The 18,890-nt window shown below is 67.0% G+C and carries 19 protein-coding genes; 9 read left to right on the top strand and 10 right to left on the bottom strand.

Annotated features, from left to right (window positions below; genetic code table 11):
• The first annotated feature begins 6 nt into the window (after positions 1–6).
• Genes AC6LKD_RS03915 through AC6LKD_RS03890 form a run of 6 tightly spaced genes read left to right on the top strand, consistent with a single transcriptional unit; the run spans position 7 to position 7,478 of the window.
• On the top strand, positions 7–861 hold the full coding sequence (locus tag AC6LKD_RS03915; RefSeq protein WP_013394333.1) for an ABC transporter permease: 855 nt from the start codon (positions 7–9) through the stop codon (positions 859–861).
• Between the two features lies 1 nt (position 862).
• Positions 863–2,518 carry an ABC transporter ATP-binding protein gene (locus AC6LKD_RS03910; protein ID WP_498115168.1) on the top strand — a complete coding sequence of 552 codons (1,656 nt, stop codon included), beginning with the start codon at positions 863–865 and terminating at the stop codon, positions 2,516–2,518.
• Positions 2,519–2,549: 31 nt separating this feature from the next.
• Entirely contained in the window at positions 2,550–3,680 is a 1,131-nt protein-coding gene (locus tag AC6LKD_RS03905; protein ID WP_498115167.1) for a C45 family autoproteolytic acyltransferase/hydrolase, read from the top strand.
• A gap of 40 nt (positions 3,681–3,720) precedes the next feature.
• Entirely contained in the window at positions 3,721–5,274 is a 1,554-nt protein-coding gene (locus AC6LKD_RS03900) for an ABC transporter substrate-binding protein (RefSeq protein WP_207464134.1), read from the top strand.
• Between the two features lie 10 nt (positions 5,275–5,284).
• On the top strand, positions 5,285–6,325 hold the full coding sequence (locus AC6LKD_RS03895) for a CapA family protein (RefSeq protein WP_498115165.1): 1,041 nt from the start codon (positions 5,285–5,287) through the stop codon (positions 6,323–6,325).
• Positions 6,326–6,353: 28 nt separating this feature from the next.
• A complete protein-coding gene (locus tag AC6LKD_RS03890) occupies positions 6,354–7,478 on the top strand; it encodes a C45 family autoproteolytic acyltransferase/hydrolase (RefSeq protein WP_498115163.1) in 1,125 nt (374 codons plus the stop codon).
• On the opposite strand, the gene AC6LKD_RS03885 is transcribed toward AC6LKD_RS03890, so the two are convergent.
• A complete protein-coding gene (locus tag AC6LKD_RS03885; protein ID WP_498115162.1) occupies positions 7,442–8,620 on the bottom strand; it encodes an alpha-hydroxy acid oxidase in 1,179 nt (392 codons plus the stop codon). The two genes, AC6LKD_RS03890 and AC6LKD_RS03885, sit on opposite strands and share 37 nt — an antisense overlap.
• Positions 8,621–8,627: 7 nt before the next feature.
• Positions 8,628–9,599 (bottom strand): Bug family tripartite tricarboxylate transporter substrate binding protein, encoded by a 972-nt coding sequence (locus tag AC6LKD_RS03880; protein WP_498115161.1) that lies wholly within the window; start codon positions 9,597–9,599, stop codon positions 8,628–8,630.
• A 144-nt stretch (positions 9,600–9,743) separates the two neighbouring features.
• Between AC6LKD_RS03880 and AC6LKD_RS03875 the strand changes: the two genes are divergently transcribed.
• Positions 9,744–10,658, top strand: coding sequence for a LysR family transcriptional regulator (locus tag AC6LKD_RS03875; RefSeq protein WP_498115160.1), 915 nt, complete (start codon positions 9,744–9,746; stop codon positions 10,656–10,658).
• A gap of 9 nt (positions 10,659–10,667) precedes the next feature.
• Here AC6LKD_RS03875 and AC6LKD_RS03870 read toward each other — a convergent pair whose 3' ends face one another.
• The 6 genes from AC6LKD_RS03870 to AC6LKD_RS03845 form a co-directional block, all read right to left on the bottom strand.
• A complete protein-coding gene (locus AC6LKD_RS03870; RefSeq protein WP_498115159.1) occupies positions 10,668–11,192 on the bottom strand; it encodes a helix-turn-helix transcriptional regulator in 525 nt (174 codons plus the stop codon).
• 4 nt (positions 11,193–11,196) lie between these two features.
• A complete protein-coding gene (locus AC6LKD_RS03865) occupies positions 11,197–11,472 on the bottom strand; it encodes a hypothetical protein (protein WP_498115158.1) in 276 nt (91 codons plus the stop codon).
• A gap of 240 nt (positions 11,473–11,712) precedes the next feature.
• Positions 11,713–12,126 carry a PaaI family thioesterase gene (locus tag AC6LKD_RS03860; RefSeq protein ID WP_013394344.1) on the bottom strand — a complete coding sequence of 138 codons (414 nt, stop codon included), beginning with the start codon at positions 12,124–12,126 and terminating at the stop codon, positions 11,713–11,715.
• 42 nt (positions 12,127–12,168) lie between these two features.
• Positions 12,169–13,386 (bottom strand): multidrug effflux MFS transporter, encoded by a 1,218-nt coding sequence (locus AC6LKD_RS03855; protein ID WP_498115157.1) that lies wholly within the window; start codon positions 13,384–13,386, stop codon positions 12,169–12,171.
• A gap of 31 nt (positions 13,387–13,417) precedes the next feature.
• Complete coding sequence (locus tag AC6LKD_RS03850; RefSeq protein WP_454668035.1) at positions 13,418–14,551, bottom strand: thiolase family protein; 1,134 nt, start codon at positions 14,549–14,551, stop codon at positions 13,418–13,420.
• Between the two features lie 21 nt (positions 14,552–14,572).
• Positions 14,573–15,373 carry an SDR family NAD(P)-dependent oxidoreductase gene (locus tag AC6LKD_RS03845; protein WP_498115155.1) on the bottom strand — a complete coding sequence of 267 codons (801 nt, stop codon included), beginning with the start codon at positions 15,371–15,373 and terminating at the stop codon, positions 14,573–14,575.
• 123 nt (positions 15,374–15,496) lie between these two features.
• On the opposite strand from AC6LKD_RS03845, the gene AC6LKD_RS03840 reads away from it, so the two are divergent.
• Together AC6LKD_RS03840 and AC6LKD_RS03835 are read left to right on the top strand one after the other, a co-directional pair.
• A complete protein-coding gene (locus tag AC6LKD_RS03840; protein ID WP_207464145.1) occupies positions 15,497–16,450 on the top strand; it encodes a GlxA family transcriptional regulator in 954 nt (317 codons plus the stop codon).
• Positions 16,451–16,543: 93 nt separating this feature from the next.
• A complete protein-coding gene (locus tag AC6LKD_RS03835) occupies positions 16,544–18,157 on the top strand; it encodes an NAD(P)/FAD-dependent oxidoreductase (protein WP_013394349.1) in 1,614 nt (537 codons plus the stop codon).
• Positions 18,158–18,220: 63 nt separating this feature from the next.
• Here AC6LKD_RS03835 and AC6LKD_RS03830 read toward each other — a convergent pair whose 3' ends face one another.
• Both AC6LKD_RS03830 and AC6LKD_RS03825 read right to left on the bottom strand, forming a co-directional pair.
• Positions 18,221–18,457, bottom strand: a complete 237-nt coding sequence (locus AC6LKD_RS03830; RefSeq protein ID WP_207464147.1) for a tautomerase family protein — start codon at positions 18,455–18,457, stop codon at positions 18,221–18,223.
• A 52-nt stretch (positions 18,458–18,509) separates the two neighbouring features.
• Positions 18,510–18,857, bottom strand: a complete 348-nt coding sequence (locus AC6LKD_RS03825) for a hypothetical protein (protein ID WP_498115154.1) — start codon at positions 18,855–18,857, stop codon at positions 18,510–18,512.
• Positions 18,858–18,890 lie beyond the last annotated feature (33 nt).

Here is an 18,890-nt window from a genome sequence, read left to right as displayed (position 1 = left end):
ACCGCCATGCAACTGACCGCCATCAATCCCATCAAGCCCCGGCGCCGCCGCCTGCCCGCCAATGCGGCCATAGGCGGAGTCATTATCGCGATCGTCGTGGGCGCCGCCCTGCTCGGCGCCGTTTGGACCCCGCGCGACCCGCTGGGCATCAGCTTCGCGTCGCGGCTCAAGCCGCCTGGCGCCCAGTTCTGGCTGGGCACCGACGAATTCGGCCGCGACGTGCTCAGCCGCCTGATGGTGGGCGCCTCGACCAGCGTCTGGATCAGCCTGCTGACCGTCTCGTTCTCCGTCGTGCTCGGTACCGCCATCGGCGTGCTGACCGGTTTCGTGCGGGGCTGGACCGACCGCATCATCATGGCCTTCAACAACGCCCTGCTGGCCTTTCCCGGCCTGCTGCTGGCACTGGGCCTGCTGGCGGTGGTGGGCGCCAACAAGTATGGCATCATCCTGGCGCTGGGACTGGCCTACACGCCGTCCGTGACGCGGATCGTGCGCGGCACGGTGCTGTCGCTGCGCGAAAAGGAATTCATCGAATCCTCGCGCGTGCTGGGCAATTCCGAGCTCTACACCATGTTCCGCCACGTGCTGCCGAATTGCGTGGCGCCGCTGACGGTGCTGGCCACGTCCATGTTCGGCTGGGTGATCCTGGCGGAAAGCGCCCTGTCCTTCCTGGGCCTGGGCGTGCCGCCACCCGCGCCGACCTGGGGCAACATGCTGGCCTCGGCCCGTCCGTTCATGGCGCAGGCCACGTATCTGAGCATCTTCCCCGGCATCTGCATTTCGCTCACGCTGCTGGGCATCAACCTGCTGGGCGACGCCGTGCGCGACCGCCTGGATCCGCGCATGCGCACGGGTGAATGACATGACGAACAAGAACATGGACACCGGCGCAACGCTGGCAGAGGTCAACGGCCTGACGCTGACGGTGGGCGCGGGCGGCAGGGAAATCGTCAAGCGGGTCAGCTTCTCCATCAAGCCCGGGGAACTGGTCGGCATCGTGGGCGAGTCGGGCAGCGGCAAGACCCAGGCGGCGCGCGCCTTGCTGGGCCTGACGCCGCCGCCGCTGGTGCGCGCGGCGGGTTCGATCACGTTCGAAGGCAAGTCGCTGACGGATGCCAGCCCCGCCGCCTTGCGCAAGCTGCGCGGGGCGCGCATCGGCATGGTGTTCCAGGAGCCGATGACCTCGCTCAATCCCTCCATGAAGATCGGCCGCCAGCTCGACGAAGGGCTGGCGCTGCACCGCAAGGACCTGTCCGCCGCCGCGCGCAAACAGCTGATACTGGCCATGCTGGCGCGGGTCGGCCTGCGCGACCCGGCCGCCGCGCTGGACGCCTGGCCCCATGAATTCTCAGGCGGCATGCGCCAGCGCATGATGCTGGCCGCCGTGATGCTGCTGGAACCGGCCCTGCTGGTGGCGGACGAACCCACCACCGCGCTGGATGCCGTGGTGCAGCGCGACGTGCTGGAACTGATGCTGGAACTGACCCGCGCCCGCAACACGGCCGTGCTGATGATCAGCCACGACCTGCCCATGGTGGCCAAGTACACCGAGCGCATGATCGTGATGCGCCACGGCGAAATCGTGGAAACCGGCACCACGCAGCAGATCCTGGACCGCCCCGCGCATCCGTATACGCGGCAATTGCTGGCGGCCATGCCCATGCGCGGCCCTGCACGCCCCATTCCGCCCGAAGCGCCCATCGTCGACGTGCGCCAGCTGCTGGTGGACTACGCAGGCCGTCAGCGGCTGTTCGGCCGCACCCAGACCAAACGCGCCCTGCACGGCATAGACCTGCAGATCCGGCCGCGTGAAGTGGTGGCGGTGGTCGGCGGATCGGGTTCCGGCAAGACCACCCTGGGCCGGGCCATCGCCGGCTTGCTGGCCCCCACGGACGGCGGCATCTACTTCCGCGGCAAGCCCATTGCGCAAACGGGCGCCGCCTGGAACGACTACCGCCTGAACTGCCAGATGGTGTTCCAGGATCCCTACTCCTCCTTGAACCCCCGCATGACGGTCGGTGAACTCACGGCCGAAGGCCTGCGCCAGGTGGACGGCATGACGGCGGCGCAGAAGGCCGAGCGCGTCCAGTCCGTGCTGACCGAGGTCGGACTGGGGCCCGAGTACGCCCGGCGCTACCCGCACGAGCTGTCGGGCGGCCAGCGCCAGCGCGTCGCCATCGCCCGCGCCATCGTGCGCCGCCCCGCCTTCGTGATCGCCGACGAACCCGTCTCGGCCCTGGACGTCACGGTGCGCGCGCAGGTGCTCAAGCTGTTTGCCGAGTTGCAGCAGCGCCACGGCTTTTCCTGTCTGTTCATCAGCCACGACCTGGGCGTGGTCGAGCAGGTGGCGGACCGCGTGGTTGTGATGCAGGACGGCCAGATCGTCGAACAAGGCCTGCGCGACCAGATCTTCGACGCACCCCAGCATCCCTACACGCGTAAGCTGCTGTCGGCCATTCCCGCCCTGGAAGCCAACGACACCGGCGGCGTGCGCCTGAAGTGGCGCTTCGATCAATGATGTCCACGGCTCCGCACGCACAGGAACAGACATGACGGCAGCAGCGTTCTTCCCTCTGGTTGAAGTGTCCGGCGCGCCCTACGAGCGCGGACTCCAGCATGGACGCCTGGCAGGCGGGCGCGTGCGGCGCAGCGCCGACATCTACGCCCGTGCGTTGCAGCAGTTCCGGTACTCCCCCGCCGACCTGCAACGGCTCATCGCGCGCTTCTCGCGCGCCGTCGAGGACTTCGAACCCGACTACCTGGAAGAAATGCGCGGCATCGCCGAAGGCGCCGGCGTTTCGTTCGAAGACGTGCTGATGATCAACGCCCGCACCGAGATCGTCGCCCAGGCCCGCCGCGCGCATCTGGCCGCCGGCGCCGCGCCGCAAAGCGACGAATGCACGGGCGCCGCCATCCTGCCGGAACGCAGCGCCAACGGCAATTTCCTGCAGGGCCAGAACTGGGACAACCGCCAGGATTGCGCCGACACCATCATCATCCTGCGCGTGCTGCGCGACGATGGCCCCGACGTGCTGACGTTCGTCGAAGCCGGCGGCCTGGCGCGCTATGGCATGAACTCCGCTGGACTGACCCTGAACGGCAACGGCATGTCCTCCAGCCGCGACTACCTGCAGGACGGCGTGCCTCTGCCGCTGGTACGCCGCAAGGCGCTGGAACAGGAACATTACGCCCTGGCCCTGCAGGTCGTCACCGGCACACCCAAGGCCTGCTCATGCAACCTGATCCTGGGCACGCAACTGGGCCTGGCGCTGAGCCTGGAATGCGCGCCCGACGAGACCTTCCTGGTCTATCCCGAGGACGGCCTGCTGGTCCACGCCAACCACTGGACCAGTGCCGTCGCGCTCGGCAAGCTGCAGGAGACAGGCATCGCCAGTTCGCCGGAAAGCCTGTACCGCGATCAGCGCGTGCGCCAGAGCCTGTCCGCTGCGGGCCGCAAGCTCGGCGTGCAGGATCTCAAGGCCGCTTTCGCCGACACTCACGCCACCCCGTTTTCCGTCTGCCGGCCGGGGCGCGTCAGCGCCCAGGGCTATGCGTCCTGCACCACCGCCACGCTGATCATGGAACCCGCCGCCGGCGTGCTGGAAGTGGCGCGCCTGCCTTGGCAAGGCGCCGCCTACGCCCGCTACGGGGTGGCACGCGGATCGTCCCCTTCCTATTGAACGTCTTCCAGCTGCAAACCGCTCACAACAAGGATCCATCATGAAACGACCTCTGTATGCGTACACCGCCCTGGCCGCCCTCCTGACGGCCGCCGCGCCTGCCCTGGGCGCCACCGTGCTGCGCGCCCACCAGGACGCGGACATCCGCAGCAGCGATCCGGGCGTCAACCGCGACGCCAATACCGATGGGGTAATCCTGCATGTCGTCGAAGGCCTGGTCGGCTACGACGCCAAGGGTCAGCCCGCTCCCCTGCTGGCGGAGAAAATCGACGTCTCCGAAGACGGCAAGACCTACACGTTCCATCTGCGGCAGGGCGTGACCTTCCACAATGGCGCGCCCCTGACCGCCGACGACGTGGTCTGGAGCTGGAACCGCTACATGGATCCCAAGACCGGCTGGCGCTGCCTGACGGACTTCGATGGCCGCATCGGCCTGAAGGTGGAAGGCGCCGCCGCCACCGATCCCGCCACCGTCGTGTTCAAGCTGGACCGGGCCGCGCCGCTGTTCCTTGATTCGCTGGCGCGCAGCGACTGCGGCATGACCGCCATCACCCACCGCGACTCGGTCAAGCCCGACGGCACCTGGGACAAACCCATAGGCACCGGCCCCTTCCGCTTCGCGGAGTGGCGCCGCCGCGAATACGTCAGCCTGACGCGCTTCGAGAACTACGCCAACCGGCCGGGCAAGCCCGACGGCTACGTGGGCTCCAAGCGTCCCCTGGTCGACGAAGTGCGCTTTGTCGTGATCTCCGACCCGGCGACGGCAAAAACCGCCCTGGCCAGCGGCGCCATCGACGTAATGTCCAAGGTGCCATATTCCGAGGTCGCGGAACTAGCGGAAAACAAGGCCATCAGCACGAACGTGTCGCCCCAGCTGGCGCCTTCCACGCTGACGATCCAGACCCGCGACAAGCTGCTCTCCAATCCCTATCTACGCCAGGCCATCGCCGCGGCACTGAACTACAAGGAACTGGTCGCAGGCGTGACCTACGGCCTGGCCGAACCCAACAACTCGCTCGTGCCCGTGGCGTCGCCCTACTATGGGGAAGCCGAAAAGAAAGGCTATGTCTACGATCTGGCGCGCGCCAAGGCGCTGCTCGCCAAGGCCGGCTACAAGGGCGAGAAGATCGTCATTTCGACCAACAAGCGCAATCTGCCGAACTATGACGCGGCGGTGATCACCCAGGCCATGCTGCAGCAGGCCGGCATCAACGCCGACATTGAAGTGCTGGAATGGGGCGCCCAACAGGACAAGTGGCAGAAGGGCAACTACCAGATGATGTCGTTCTCGTACTCCAGCCGCATGGATCCCGCTCTGAGCTTTGAAGCCGTCACTGGCGACAAGGCCAGCCAGCCGCGCAAGCTGTGGGACGATCCCGGCGCCCGCGCGCTGCTGGAAAAAGCCACCAACGCCACGGCGCCGGCCGAGCGCCAAGCCCTGCTGGACCAGCTGCACCGCCTGATGCTGGAGCAGGTCCCGATCATCCCCTTGTTCAACACGCTGAGCACGGGCGCATACCGCAAGAACGTCCAGGGTTTCGAATCGTCGATCTTCGGCGCGCCGCTGCTCTGGGAAGTCTCGAAGACCGAATAGGAACGCCGCCATGAATCAAACCCTGTACCTGCTGGGCGACATCAACCTCAAGGGCGTACCAGACGCCAGCGGCCTGTTCGATCACGTCCGCCAGCCGCTGCGCGTAGCGGACCTGGTGTTCGCCAACCTGGAATGCTGCCTGTACGACCTGCCCGAACACGCCCAGGAGCGGCGCGGCTTCTATACCTCGCCCCGCCACGCGCAGGCCCTGCGCGAAGGCGGCCTGCAGGCGGTCGGCAATGCCAACAACGTCAACATCGGCCACGAGGCGGTGCTGTCCACGCTGGCCGCCTTGCGGGGCGCGTCGCTGCCCAGCGTCGGCGCGGGCGCCAATGCCGGCGAGGCCCGCGCCCCGCTGATCGAAGTCAGGGACGGCGTGCGCTACGGCTTCCTGCAGCGCACCGCCGTGTACTGGCCGGACAATCATGAGGCCAGTGCGCACCATGCCGGCGTCGCCATCATCCGCGCGCATACCGCCTACCGGCCGCGGTTGGAGATGCAGGCGGCGCGCACGCGCCCCGGCGTGCCGCCCGAAGTGCTGACCTGGGCCGACCCGGAGTCGCTTGCGCAGTTCCGCGCCGACGTGGCGGCGCTGCGGCAACAAGCGGACATCGTCATCGCCTCGCTGCACTGGGGCTACCGGCGCGACGTGCTGCAGTACCAGCGCGAGTACGCGCATGCGGCCGTCGAAGCCGGCGCCGACATCGTGCTGGGACACGGTCCGCACATGATCCTGCCGATCGAACTGCATCGCGGCAAGCCCATCCTCTATGGCTGCGGCAACTTTTCCTTCCAGGTTGCCCACCAGGCTGACGCGCATACCGAATGGACCGGCATGACGGTCCGCGTCGACATCCGCGACAAGCGCCCCGCCGCCATGCAGTTCCGTTTCGTGCAGCGCAACAGCGCCAACCAGACCGTGTTCGTGCCCGCGTCCGAAGTGGCGCAAGAACGCGACCTGCTGATGCGCGCGTCCGCCGCGCTGGGCGCCGACCTGCATATCAGCGCCGACGGCCTGCAACTGGACCTGGCCGGCCCCGCCGCCTCCTGAACCTCCGTTACTCCGAATTGATGCTCCCATGAAATACGCCCCGTTTCCTCTCGTCTCGATCTCCGGCAGCCCCTTTGAACGTGGCGTGCAATACGGCCGCGCCGTGCCCGAACGCATCGCCCACAGCGCCCGGCACTATCGCGGCGAACTCGACAAGATCGGCACTCCCCCCGCCACCCAGGCCGCCCTGATCAAGGAGTTCGCCGACCAGATCCAGAAGTTCGACCCCGCGCACACCGAAGAGATGCGCGGCATCGCGGAAGGCGCCGGCTGCGCCTTCGACGACGTGGCGCTGATCAACGCCCGCACCGAGGTCATCGCCAAGGCGCGCCTGCAGGCCAAGATGGGCAACCTGGATCCCGCCGAAGGCGAATGCACCGCCGCCCTGGTCATGCCCGGGCGCAGCGCCACGGGCAATCTGATCCATGCCCACAACTGGGATTGGGAGCCAGACGCCTGCGACAGCACCATCGTGCTGCGCGCCACCCTGGAAACCGGCATCACCTTCCTGACGCTGGTGGAGGCTGGCGGCCTGGCGCGGCACGGCTTCAACTCGGCCGGCATCGGCCTGACCGGCAACTATCTCAGCAGCGACCGCGACTACACCCAGTCCGGCGTGCCCTTGAGCAGCGTGCGGCGGGCGGTCCTTAGCCAGCAGCACGTCGCCATCGCCATGCAACTGATCGCCGCCACGCCCAAGGCCTGCTCCAGCAACATGATCGTCAGCCAGGCAGGCTGGGTGATCGACTTCGAATGCGCGCCCGACGAGAGCTTTACGCTGCTGCCGCAGGACGGCCTCTTGACCCATTCCAACCACTTCATGAGCGAAGTGGCGCTGGGCAAGCTGCGTGAAGCTGGCCTGAAGAATGCCGTGGACACCTACTACCGGGCCTGGCGCGTGCGCCAGTTGCTGGACGCCTGCGGCCCCCGGATCACGGTGGCTGACGTGCGGCGCGCCCTGGCCGACGATTGGGCCACGCCCTATTCCGTCTGCCGTCCGCCGCGCGGCACCTTGACGGGCGGGCGCTCGGCCACGGTGGCGACCCTGGTGATGGACACTGCCGGCCACACCATGGATATCGCCGCCATGCCCTCTTTCGGGCAGTTCTTCACCCGCTATGGCCTGACGGGCGAGGCCCGCTCCATCGACTGACCGGATTGACCCGCAGGCCCCCGCGTTACGGGGGCCTCGCGGGCGCCAGCCGCTCCCGATAGAAGCATGGTGCGCTCGTAGTCTTCCGCCAGCAGGCGCATGACATCGATCACGCCCTGCGCGCCCCCGCAAGCCAAGCCGTACAGCGCTGGCCGGCCGATGAATACGGCGCGCGCGCCCAAGCCCTGGGCGCGGACGATGTCGGCGCCGCTACGCACGCCGCTGTCCAGGAACACCGGTATGCGGTCCCGGACTGCGTCGACGATCCCGGGCAGGACACTGATCGACGAAGGCGCGGCGTCCAGTTGGCGGCCGCCGTGGTTGGACACGATGATGCCGTCCACTCCATGCCTTGCTGCCAGGACCGCATCGTCGACATGCAGCACGCCTTTCAGCAGCAAGGGGCCGTCCCAGAGGCTGCGCAGCCAGCGCAGGCTGTCCCAGGTCAATGAACGGTCCATGCTGCGGGCAAGCAGGGATGCCTGCACTTCCATCGGCAGGGACTCGGAGGCATGCTCGGCCAGGTTCACAAAGCGCGGAGTTCCGCCGCGCAGCATGCGCAGCGCCCATCCTGGCCGCCGCGCCACGTCCCAGGCGATCCGGGGCGTGATCCGGAACGGCATGGAAAAGCCATTGCGCACGTCGCGCCAACGCCTGCCACCCACCGGGACGTCGGCCGTCAGCACCAGCGCGCGGTAGCCCGCCGCCCGCGCCCGGCGCACCAACTGCTCGGCCAGCCGGCGGTCCTGCATCACGTACAGCTGCAGCCATTGCTCGCCGCCGCCGGCAATGGCGCGCACATCCTCGGCCCGCTGGTTCGAGGCGGTCGACAGGACGAACGGCACGCCCAGTTCCGCCGCCGCCCGCGCCAGCATGCCGTCACCGCCGGGGCGGATCACGCCATTCAGGCCGGTGGGCGCCAGCGCGAACGGCAGGCGCCAGGACGACCCGTACACCTCAATCGAGCTATCCATGTCGCTGGTATCCCTGAGTACCCGCGGCGTCAGCCGGATCCGCTCGAAGTCAGCCCGGTTGGCTTGCAGGCAGGTTTCATGCTCCGCGCCCCCGTCCACGAACTCGAACACGAAGCGCGGCAGAACCTTCCTGGCCCGGGTCCGGTAATCCTCCATCGTCAACAGCACGCGGCGCCTACTGCAAGGAAATGCCGCGTTCGCGGATGATCTTGCCCCAGCGGCTGTTTTCACCCGCCACGAAGCTTGCCATCTCTTCGGGCGAACTGAACCAGGGTTCGACCGCGATGTTGGCGTAGAACTCGATGACCGCCTGCGTCTTCAGCGCGGCCGCCAGCCCTTGGTTTAGTGCATCCACGGTTGCGCGCGGCGTGCCCGCGGGAACCAGCATGCCCTGCCAGGCAAAGGCCTCGAAATCCTTCAGGCCCTGTTCGTGCAGCGTGGGGATGTCGGGGAAATTCTTCATGCGCTTGGGACTGGCCACGCCCAGCACCTTGAGCCTGCCCGTCTTCATCTGCGGCACCACGGTGGAGGCGTCCATCAAGGCGAAAGACACCGAGCCCGCCATCAGGTCGGTCACCGCCGGCGCGCCGCCCCGGTAGGCGACGTGCGTCATTTTCAGGCCAGTACGCTCGCGGAACAGTTCCGCGGCCAGATGCTGCGGGGAACCCACGCCCGAACTGGCGAAATTGGCGCTGTCCGGATGATCGCGCGCCCATTGTAAAAACTCGTCCAGATTGCTGGCTGGCACCTTGCTGGAGACCACCAGCAATATCGGATACCGGGCATACAGGCCGGCCGGAACAAAATCCTTGGCGCTGTCATAAGGCAGATTGGCGAACAGATGCGGATTGGCGGCCAGGGTGGCGAAGTCGCCCGTGAAGACGATGTTGCCATTGGCCTTGGAATTGGCCACATAGGCAGCGGCGATGTTCGTGGCCCCGCCCGGCTTGTTGCTGACGAAGAAGCTGCGCCCCATTTGCGCGCCGACGCTTTCCGCCAGCTTGCGCGCGATGGCGTCCGAACCCCCGCCCACCGGGTAGGGATGAACCCACTCGATGGACCGGTCGCCGGCCTGGGCCCAACAGCCCGCCGCGCCCGAACCGGCCGCCAACGCAAACAGCGCTTTCAGGAACAGACGTTTTCGCATTTCGCTACCCTCCATGTGTGTATGGCCGCGCGCATCGCTGGACTTTGCAAGACAGCATGGCAAGCCGTGTCGGATGGCGAGAGTGTGAGGCCCCACCTCATTCCTGAAAATTGTTATTTAGCGACAAAGTCATTACAGTTCGGCATGACCTACAACCTCAACGAACTGCGCGCCTTTCTTGCCGTGCTCGACACAGGCTCGCTGGGCAAGGCGGCCGACAAGATGAGCCTGACGCAGCCCGCCCTGAGCCGCATCGTCAAGCGTCTTGAAGCCGCTGTCGGCGAACGGCTGTTTGAGCGCCACTCCGGCGGCATGCGGCTGACGGCCTACGGCAAGGCCCTGGCCCCGCATGCGCAGCTGTTGTGCCGCGAGGAAAAGGTTGCCCGCGATGAGATGAACCGCATGCGCGGCCTGGCGGCCGGCGTCCTGCGCCTGGGCGTCACGGCGGGCGCGTCTGCTCTCTTCATTCCCAAGGCGTTAGGGACATTCCTGGACAAGTGGCCTGGCATCGCCATCGATGTCGTCGAAGGCATCTGGGATGAACTGGCCACCGCCCTGGACAGCTATCAGGTCGACCTGGTGATCGCCCCGGAAGCGCCCGAAACCGCCAGCATCGTGTCCGCCCGGAACTGCACATGGCAAGAAAGCATGAACGTTGTCGTCGGCGCCTGCCACCCACAGCAAGGCGACGCGGCGGTGAGCATGGAGGCGTTGCTGGAAGAGCGCTGGTGTTTCGTACCGCAACGCACCGAACCGCACAACCGGCTAATGTCGCTGTTCAAGGCCCGGGGCCTGCCCGCGCCGGCCATCGCGGTTTCCAGTACGTCGATTCCCTTGATCAAGAGCCTGGTCGCGCATTCGGGCTTTGTCAGCTGGCTGACCCGGCCCATGTATGGCGCCGAACTCAAGGCTGGCCTGATCCGCGAACTGCGGGTGGACGGGCTGGACCATGACCGCAGGTTTTCGGCTTACCACCGGCGCGAAGGCATACTGCCGGGACCGGCCTTGCGGTTCCTGGACGAAATCAGGAAGCTGGCGCGGGCAAGCGCGCCGGAATAGGCGGGACGGTCATCCCACCAGGGCCTCCAGTTCCTTGGACGTGGAACGCGAGAGGCGCTGCCCTTCTTTCGCCGCGTTGACCTGCAAGGCCACGCGCGCCACGTCCATGACACTTTCTGCTTGCGGATAGTCGCCCTTGGCCTGTAGCCAGGCCAGCACATCCGCCAGGTGCCAGATCGAGGTGCTGCCCTCATGGACCGGCAGCGGAAAGCTGTCTGGATAAGCCAGCATGAGCTTGCGCATGTTCTGACGCGAGACGCCCACGATTTCGGCCACGTCGGTCAAACCCACCAGATCGGGCGCGGCCTCGATCAGCTTCGCGGATGGCTCCGCGCGCCTGACGTCCGCAAGCGCCGAGCGCACCGCGGCTTCCGCGCTTTTGGCTTCTCGGGTGAACTCGAGCGCCAGGCGTCCCGGCAGCCCGGTGCCGACCAGGGCATCATCGCAACCGGCCGCGCCCAGGCGTTCGACCAGCGCATCCATATCGTGATCGGCGTCGGCAAGCTGGTACTTCAAGGTAAAGGTGTATTCCATCGCGCTACTCCCAGATGCTGCCGCCTGCCTCGGGCAGGTCACGGCGTGCAGTACAGTTGTTCACGACGCGCCGCAAGGCGCGCGCATGATTGCCAGGATTCTTTGGCGTGCTCCAGACGCTGGTGATGCAGAATTCGCCGCAGCGGCATTCCGCAACATTGCTGGGGCAATAGATCCGGCCCCAGGCGTGGCTGCCGCCAACCTCCACGCGCCAACCATTTCCTTCGGCGTGGCGGAGTGCTGCCTCTACCTCTTTCTTGGGATGGGACGGACGAGCCATCATTGGTATCCAGTATGAAGACGTTCAATTCGGTTGTCAATAGACAACCATAAACAGCTTCAGGGATGCCAGTGGCGCGAATAGCGTCCTTTGCGGCCACGACCGCTGGCCCTGAAAGCCGACGTTGCAGCTTATCGAGGGCACTCGCGGTAACCAAGGCGGAATCCGTCTGAAAAACGGACGAAAGGACTGGAATGGCTTGCGGGTTCTACCGCTGCGGCCCCTCGCGAGGCCGCGCGTTCACCAGAGAATGATCTGCGAACAGCGGAATAGCGACAGCTTGCGGCCGCTTGCGTCGACCACGGTCGCGGACCAAATCTGGGTCGTGCGCCCCATGTGTTCCGCCACCGCTTCAACGGTCAGCACGCCTTCCTTGGCGGTGCCCAGGAAGTTCGATTTCAGCTCCAGCGTGGTGAAGCCCTTTGCGCCTTCCGGCAGGTGCGCCAAGGTGGCGTAGCCGGCGCAAGTGTCGGCCAGCATCACCTGGCTGGCGGCATGCAGGTATCCGTTGGGCGCCATCATCCACGGGGCCACGGTCATTTCCATGGACATGCGCCCCTCTTCGATCGACAAGGGCCGTACGCCGAAGGTGTCGGGCAGCGTGCCTTGCTGGCGTTGGAAGAGGCGATCTATGGTTTCACTGGAGCGCAGCATGGCATGTTCCTATGCAGAGGGTTGTCGCGAAGAAGGAAAATACTATCCCAGACGTCGGCGCGCCATCAGCGCCGCCAACGCCAGCATCGAGGCCACGGCCAGTACCAGGCCCAGGGTCGTCGCCGGACTGCCGCCCGCCAGGCTGGCCAGCGCCGTCATGCCGCCCGCGCAAGCCATCTGCAGGCCGCCCAGCAAGGAGGACGCCAGTCCTGCCTGGCGGCTGAACGGTCCCAGCGCCATGGCGGTACCCAATGGATTGACCAGCCCCATGCCGAACAGGTACAGCGCCACGGCGGCCGTAAACTGCGGCAGGCCGCTATCCTCGCCGCCCGCCAGCAAGGTCAGCGCGCCGGCCAGCGCCACCGCGCAGCCGGCCCGGGCCACACCGGCCGCGCCAAAGCGGTGGGCCAGGCGCGGCGCCAGCATGCCGGCGGCGAACACCACGAACACCGTGCAGGCGAAGAACAACCCCAGCTGCAGCGCGCTCAGGCCGATGCGCCCCATGAGCATGGCTGGCGTGGCCGCGAAAATGGCGTACAGGCCGCCAATGACCACGCTCACGGCCAACGCCGGGCGAATAAACCGCCGGTCCCGCGCCAGGTCCGCATAACCGCGCAGCACGGCAGCCGGCGTCGCCGCCGCCCGCCGGTCGGCCGGGTGCGTTTCCCCCACCGCCGCCACATAGGCCAGCGCCAGGGCCAGCCCCAGGGCCGCGACCAGCGCGAAGCTGGCGCGCCAGCCCGGCCCATACTCCATCGCGCTGCCCAAGAGCGGCGAGAAGCCCGGCGCGGCGGCCATGGCCACCATGGTCAGCGCCAAGGTGCGCGACAGCGCTTCGCCTTCGAACAGGTCCCGCGCAATCGCCCGCGACAGCACCGCGGCCGCGCATACACCCAGGGCTTGTATCACCCTGCCCGCCACCAGCAGCGGCAGAGTCGGCGCCCAGGCACAGACCAGGCAGCCGACAATGAACAAGGCCAATCCGCCCAGCACCGGCGCACGCCGCCCCCAGCGGTCCGATACCGGCCCGGCGAGCAACTGCCCGATGGCGAAGGCCAGGAAAAAGCTCGACAGCACCAGGCCCATGTCGCGCGTGTCCACGCCGAGTTCTGACGCCATGCGCGGAAAGGCCGGCAGGATGATGTTGGTGGACAGCGGCCCCAGAGCGGCCAGCCCGGCGAGCACGGCCAACAGGCGGCCGGTCAGCCTGACGGGAGCGGCAGCGTCTCGGCCCAGGGCAAGGGAGGTCGGGTTGTTCATGGTTCGATGAAGTCAGGTTGTCGATCGAGATTCAGGGCCGTTCCAGCACCGTGGCAATGCCCTGCCCGCCGCCTATGCATTGCGTGGCCAGCGCATAGCGCCCCTGGCTGCGAGCCAGCAGCGCCGCAGCCTTGCCGGTGATGCGCGCGCCCGTGGCGCCCAGGGGATGGCCGATGGCCAGCCCGCCGCCGTCGATGTTCACACTGGCCATGTCCAGGCCCAACTCACGGATGCAGGCCAGCGCTTGCGACGAGAAGGCTTCGTTGATCTCCACCACGTCCAGGTCGGCCACCGCAAGTCCCGCACGCGCCAGCGCCTTGCGCGTGGCAGGTATCGGGCCTATGCCCATGACAGCCGGGTCCACGCCCACGGTCGCGAAGCTGCGGATGCGCGCCAGCGCCTCCAGGCCATGGCGCGCCGCAAAGTTGTCGCTGACGACCAGCACCGCCGCCGCGCCGTCGGTCAGCGGCGACGAAGTGCCCGCCGTGACCGCGCCATCGGCGCGGAACGCCGGCTTGAGTCCCGCCAAAGCCTCCAGCGAAGTACCCGGGCGGATGCAACCGTCGGCATCGACCAGCTCGCCGTCCGGCAAGCGGATAGGCACGATCTCGGCGGCCAACAGTCCCTGCTCGCGCGCCGCGGCGGCCTTGCGGTGGGATTGCAGCGCCAGCAGTTCCTGGTCGGCGCGGCTGACGTTCCAACGCTGCGCCACGTTCTCCGCCGTCTCGCCCATGGAGAGATAGGCATCGGTCGTCGCCTGCAGCTCGGGATTGGGCGAAAAATTGAAGCCGCCCTGCGGCACCATCGTCATCGACTCCACGCCCACGCAGAGAAAAGCCTCGCCCATGCCCGCCTCGATCTGCGCCGCCGCGATGTGCACCGCCTGCATCGACGAACCGCAGAAGCGGTTCACGGTCATGCCGCCCACCTCCTGCGGCAGGCCGGCAAGCAGGCCGACGATGCGCGCCAGGTTGTTGCCTTGGGCGGCCTCCGGATAGGCGCAGCCGAGGATCACGTCCTCCAGCAGCGCGGGATCCAGATCCGTGCGCAGCAGCAGGCCCTGCACCACCTGCGCGGCCAATGTATCGGGCCGCACGTCGGCCAGCCGGCCCTTGCGGGCAAAGTGGAAAGGCGAGCGCGCATAGGCGGCAATCACTGCTTTCATGGTTTCAGCCCCAAGGAATGGTCAGACCGCGGCCGCGTAGCGCTGCGCAACGGTATTGCTGGACAGGTGTCCCGCCATGGTCAGGCGCGCGGCTTCGAAGGCGTCCCATTCCTCGCTAGCATGCAGCGAGGGGATAGTGACCTTCTCGCCGCGCGCGAAGCCCAGCAAGGCGGCATCGACCAGATCTTCGGCGCGCATCACGATGCGCTGGTCCAGCGTTTCCACCGGCAGGCCGCCGATGGCCCAGAAGTCCGTGGCCGTGGCGCCGGGCAGCACCGCCTGAACCTGCACGCCGGTCCCGGCCAGCTCGTGCTGCAGCGACTGGCTGAACGCCAGCACGAAAGCCTTGCTGCCGCCATAGACGCCGTTCAGGACCTCGGGCGCAAGGGCCACGATGGAAGCGATATTGATGATGGCGCCCCGGCCGCGCGCCACGAAGCCCGGGACGGCCGCGTAGGTCAGCCGCATCGGCGCGGTGACGTTCAGTTCCACCATGCGCGTCATCTGCTCCACATCGCTTTGCAGCAGCGGCGTATGCGTGCCGATGCCCGCGTTGTTCACCAGCAGGGTGATGCTGGCGTCCTGGCGCAGCTGTGCTTCCACCCGCGCCAGCGAAGCGCGGTCGCCCAGGTCCGCGGGCAGCACCTCCACGGCGCGGCCGGTGCGCGTGCTGATGTCGCTGGCCAGGGCGTTCAGGCGCTCCCGGTTGCGGGCGACCAGTATCAGGTCATAGCCCTGCTGCGCGAGTTTGTGCGCGTATAGCGCGCCGATGCCGCTGGAAGCGCCCGTGACGAGAGCGGTGCCGGGTTGGGTTTGTGTCATGGTGAGACTCCTGGGAAGGTCATTGCGATGGGATCCATGTTGGGGCTTGCCGGGAATGGCGTAAATGACGTATATAGTCATTAATAAGGACATTCGCAGGACATAAATCCGCAAGGACGCCCCATGCACCGCATCGGTTACATACTTCCCGAAGGCTTCCAGATCATTGGCCTGGGCACGCAGGCCGTGTTCGAGCTCGCCAATGTGATGGCGCGCGAACCCTTCTATGCCCTGGACAGCTATGCCCTGGACGGCGCGGTGCGCGCTTCGGCGGGCCTGACGGTGCAGGCCCGTCCGCTCACCGCCCGTAGCCAGGCCGACACCTGGCTGGTGACCGGCGTGCTGTCTCCCCTTTCCAGGCCCGTGGCGCCCGAACTCCCCCGGCTGCTCGAAAAACTCGCGCCCCGCTCGCGCCGCGTCGCCGGCCTGTGCACTGGCGCATTCCTGCTGGCCGACGCCGGCCTGCTGGACGGGCGGCGCGCCACCACGCACTGGCATTGGGCCGACGCCTTGCAGCAGCGCCACCCGCGCGTGCAGGTCGAGGCCGACCGCATCTATATCGCCGACGGGCCGGCTTGGACCTCCGCCGGCATGACGGCGGAAATGGACCTGGCGCTGGCGCTGGTGGAAAAGGACCTGGGCGCCGATGTCGCACGCTCGGTGGCGCACCGCCTGGTCATGCACCAGCGCCGTTCGGGCGGCCAATCGCAGCACTCGGAAATGCTCAGGCTTGCGCCCAAATCCGACCGCATCCAGCAAGCGCTGGAGCATGCCCGCCGCAACCTCGCCCAACCCCTGAGCGTGGAGGATCTGGCCCAGGCCGCCAGCCTGAGCCCGCGCCAGTTCAGCCGCGTGTTCACGGCCGAAACCGGCCAGTCGCCCGCCAAGGCCATCGAGGGACTGCGGCTGGAGGCCGCGCGCCTCATGATAGAAAGCAGCCGCCACCCGCTGGAAGTGGTGGCCAGGGAGACCGGTTTCCGCGACCGGCGCCACCTGCGCGAGGCTTTCCTGCGCGGCTTCGGCATGCCGCCCCAGGCCCTGCGGCGCGACGCGCGTACCAGCCCGCCCGCCTCCTGAGCCGGCGCCAAGCAGCCGGCCGCCGCCTGCCTGCGGTCCAGTACAATCCGCGTTTGGCGACGTTGTGCTCGCCCGTTTTGTCTGGATCCCTGCATGTTGCGACTGTCTGAAATCAAGCTGCCGTTGAATCACACGCCCGAGGAATTGCCTGCCGCGATTCTCAAGAAACTAGGCGTTCCGGCCAGCGACCTGCGCGCCCACACCGTGGCCTCCCGCAGCTACGACGCGCGCAAGAAGCACAACATCCTGCTGATCTACACGCTGGATATCGACGTTGCAAACGAGGCAGCGCTGCTCCAGCGTTTTCACGACGACCGCAACGTCAAGCCCACGCCCGATACCGAATACAAGTTCGTCGCCCAGGCGCCCGCCAGCCTGGACAAGCGCCCCATCGTCATCGGCACCGGACCCTGTGGCCTGTTCGCGGGACTGGTCCTGGCGCAGATGGGTTTCAAGCCCATCATCCTGGAACGCGGCAAGGCCGTGCGCGAACGCACCAAGGACACCTGGGGCCTGTGGCGCAAGCGGGTACTGAACCCGGAGTCGAACGTGCAGTTCGGCGAAGGCGGCGCCGGCACTTTCTCCGACGGCAAGCTGTACAGCCAGATCAAGGATCCCAAGCATTACGGCGAAAAAGTACTCAAGGAATTCGTGCTGGCCGGCGCGCCGGAAGAAATCCTCTACGTGAGCAAGCCGCACATCGGCACGTTCCGCCTGGTCGGCATGGTCGAAGTCATGCGCGACACCATCACCAAGCTGGGCGGCGAGGTCCGCTTCTCCAGCAAGGTCGAAACCGTGCAGCGGGAAAACGGCCGGATCACCGGCGTAACCCTGGCCGGCGGCGAACATATCGAGGCCGACCACGTCGTGCTGGCCATCGGCCACAGCGCGCGCGACACCTTCCAGATGCTGCATGATCAGGGCGTGTTCATGGAAGCCAAGCCGTTCTCCATCGGCTTCCGCATCGAGCATCCGCAATCGCTGATCGACCGCGCCCGCTTCGGGCCCAACGCCGGCCATCCGATCCTGGGCGCGGCGGATTACAAACTGGTGCATCACGCCAACAACGGACGCTCGGTGTACAGCTTCTGTATGTGCCCGGGCGGCACCGTGGTGGCCGCCACCTCCGAACCCAACCGCGTGGTCACCAACGGCATGAGCCAGTACTCGCGCAACGAACGCAACGCCAACGCGGGCATCGTGGTCGGCATCTCGCCCGAAGTCGATTATCCCGAGCATGTGCTGGCGGGCGTGGACTTCCAGCGCCAGTGGGAATCCCAGGCGTTCGAGCTGGGCGGCCGCGACTACAGCGCGCCGGGCCAATTGGTCGGCGATTTCATTGCCGGCAAGGCCTCGACCGAATTCGGTTCCGTGCAGCCGTCTTACACGCCGGGCGTGCATCTCACCGACCTGGCGACCGCCCTGCCCGAATACGCCATCACCGCCATCCGCGAGGCGCTGCCGGTGTTCGACAAGACCATCAAGGGTTTCGGCATGCACGACGCCGTGCTCACGGGCGTCGAAACCCGCACTTCATCGCCGATCCGCATCAAGCGCGACAACGAAACCCTGCAGAGCATCAACACCGAGGGCCTGTTCCCGGCAGGCGAAGGCGCGGGCTATGCCGGCGGCATCCTGTCGGCGGGCGTGGACGGCATCAAGATCGCCGAGGCGGTGGCCATGAGCATCATGAGCCGGCAAGGGTAATCAGACGCGCTTGCGGCGCCCGGGTTCCTGCATGGCAGAGCCTTGCAGCCCGGGCCGGCATTCCTAGCCCCTGCCTTGCGGTTTGACGCCCGGCGTCGGCGCCCTGCCCGCCCGCATCTCGGTGGTCGTCACTCCCCCGAAGCCCCAGTTGTCCGTATCGATTTCCTCGATCACGACATGCGTCCACTCCGGGGGCTTGTGCAGCACGCGTTCTAGCGTCTCGGTTACTTCGCGGATGACCTGCGCCTTTTGCTCGGCGGTAACGCCATCGCGGGTAATGCGGATACTGACGAACGGCATGACTTTCTCCTGGTTGAAGTGCATGTGCCCGTCGCCACGCCGGAGGTCGTTCTCAATCCAGCTTGGGATCAGGAAACGGCAGCTTATCCTGGGAAACGCTGGGCTGCGCTTTCCACTTGCCATCCTGTTTGTAGAAGTCCATCTGGTTCCCGCTGACCGCGGCCCCCAAGGTCACCGCGACCGTGCAGGCGACCTGGCCCGGATACGTGGCGTCCACCGCCGGAATACAGGTGCCTAGCTTGACCTTGGACGGCCGGGGCATGCCCGTGTCCGCCAGCATGTCGACGATCGCATCCGTCGCTTCGGGAATGGAAGGCAGGACCAGGTCCTGGGCCTGGACCATGCCGCCCACCCCCAGCAATGCAACCATCGACGCCACGGAAATCAAGGGCTTGAACATGCGCCAGCTCCATCAGAATTGAGACCGGCGCAG

The sequence above is a fragment of the Achromobacter sp. D7-1 genome, assembly GCF_059760445.1.
Note: the sequence above shows the minus strand (reverse complement) of the source record. Positions and strands in the feature narration are given on the sequence as shown.

Excerpts from the sequence above, each read along its gene's own strand:
- AC6LKD_RS03845 (WP_498115155.1), bottom strand. The coding sequence starts at position 15,373 with ATGACACAAACCCAACCCGGCACCGCTCTCGTCACGGGCGCTTCCAGC.
- AC6LKD_RS03850 (WP_454668035.1), bottom strand. The coding sequence starts at position 14,551 with ATGAAAGCAGTGATTGCCGCCTATGCGCGCTCGCCTTTCCACTTTGCC.
- AC6LKD_RS03880 (WP_498115161.1), bottom strand. The coding sequence starts at position 9,599 with ATGCGAAAACGTCTGTTCCTGAAAGCGCTGTTTGCGTTGGCGGCCGGT.
- AC6LKD_RS03825 (WP_498115154.1), bottom strand. The coding sequence starts at position 18,857 with ATGTTCAAGCCCTTGATTTCCGTGGCGTCGATGGTTGCATTGCTGGGG.
- AC6LKD_RS03875 (WP_498115160.1), top strand. The coding sequence starts at position 9,744 with ATGACCTACAACCTCAACGAACTGCGCGCCTTTCTTGCCGTGCTCGAC.
- AC6LKD_RS03840 (WP_207464145.1), top strand. The coding sequence starts at position 15,497 with ATGCACCGCATCGGTTACATACTTCCCGAAGGCTTCCAGATCATTGGC.
- AC6LKD_RS03870 (WP_498115159.1), bottom strand. The coding sequence starts at position 11,192 with ATGGAATACACCTTTACCTTGAAGTACCAGCTTGCCGACGCCGATCAC.
- AC6LKD_RS03835 (WP_013394349.1), top strand. The coding sequence starts at position 16,544 with ATGTTGCGACTGTCTGAAATCAAGCTGCCGTTGAATCACACGCCCGAG.
- AC6LKD_RS03895 (WP_498115165.1), top strand. The coding sequence starts at position 5,285 with ATGAATCAAACCCTGTACCTGCTGGGCGACATCAACCTCAAGGGCGTA.
- AC6LKD_RS03865 (WP_498115158.1), bottom strand. The coding sequence starts at position 11,472 with ATGGCTCGTCCGTCCCATCCCAAGAAAGAGGTAGAGGCAGCACTCCGC.
- AC6LKD_RS03900 (WP_207464134.1), top strand. The coding sequence starts at position 3,721 with ATGAAACGACCTCTGTATGCGTACACCGCCCTGGCCGCCCTCCTGACG.
- AC6LKD_RS03910 (WP_498115168.1), top strand. The coding sequence starts at position 863 with ATGACGAACAAGAACATGGACACCGGCGCAACGCTGGCAGAGGTCAAC.
- AC6LKD_RS03915 (WP_013394333.1), top strand. The coding sequence starts at position 7 with ATGCAACTGACCGCCATCAATCCCATCAAGCCCCGGCGCCGCCGCCTG.
- AC6LKD_RS03830 (WP_207464147.1), bottom strand. The coding sequence starts at position 18,457 with ATGCCGTTCGTCAGTATCCGCATTACCCGCGATGGCGTTACCGCCGAG.
- AC6LKD_RS03860 (WP_013394344.1), bottom strand. The coding sequence starts at position 12,126 with ATGCTGCGCTCCAGTGAAACCATAGATCGCCTCTTCCAACGCCAGCAA.
- AC6LKD_RS03890 (WP_498115163.1), top strand. The coding sequence starts at position 6,354 with ATGAAATACGCCCCGTTTCCTCTCGTCTCGATCTCCGGCAGCCCCTTT.
- AC6LKD_RS03855 (WP_498115157.1), bottom strand. The coding sequence starts at position 13,386 with ATGAACAACCCGACCTCCCTTGCCCTGGGCCGAGACGCTGCCGCTCCC.
- AC6LKD_RS03905 (WP_498115167.1), top strand. The coding sequence starts at position 2,550 with ATGACGGCAGCAGCGTTCTTCCCTCTGGTTGAAGTGTCCGGCGCGCCC.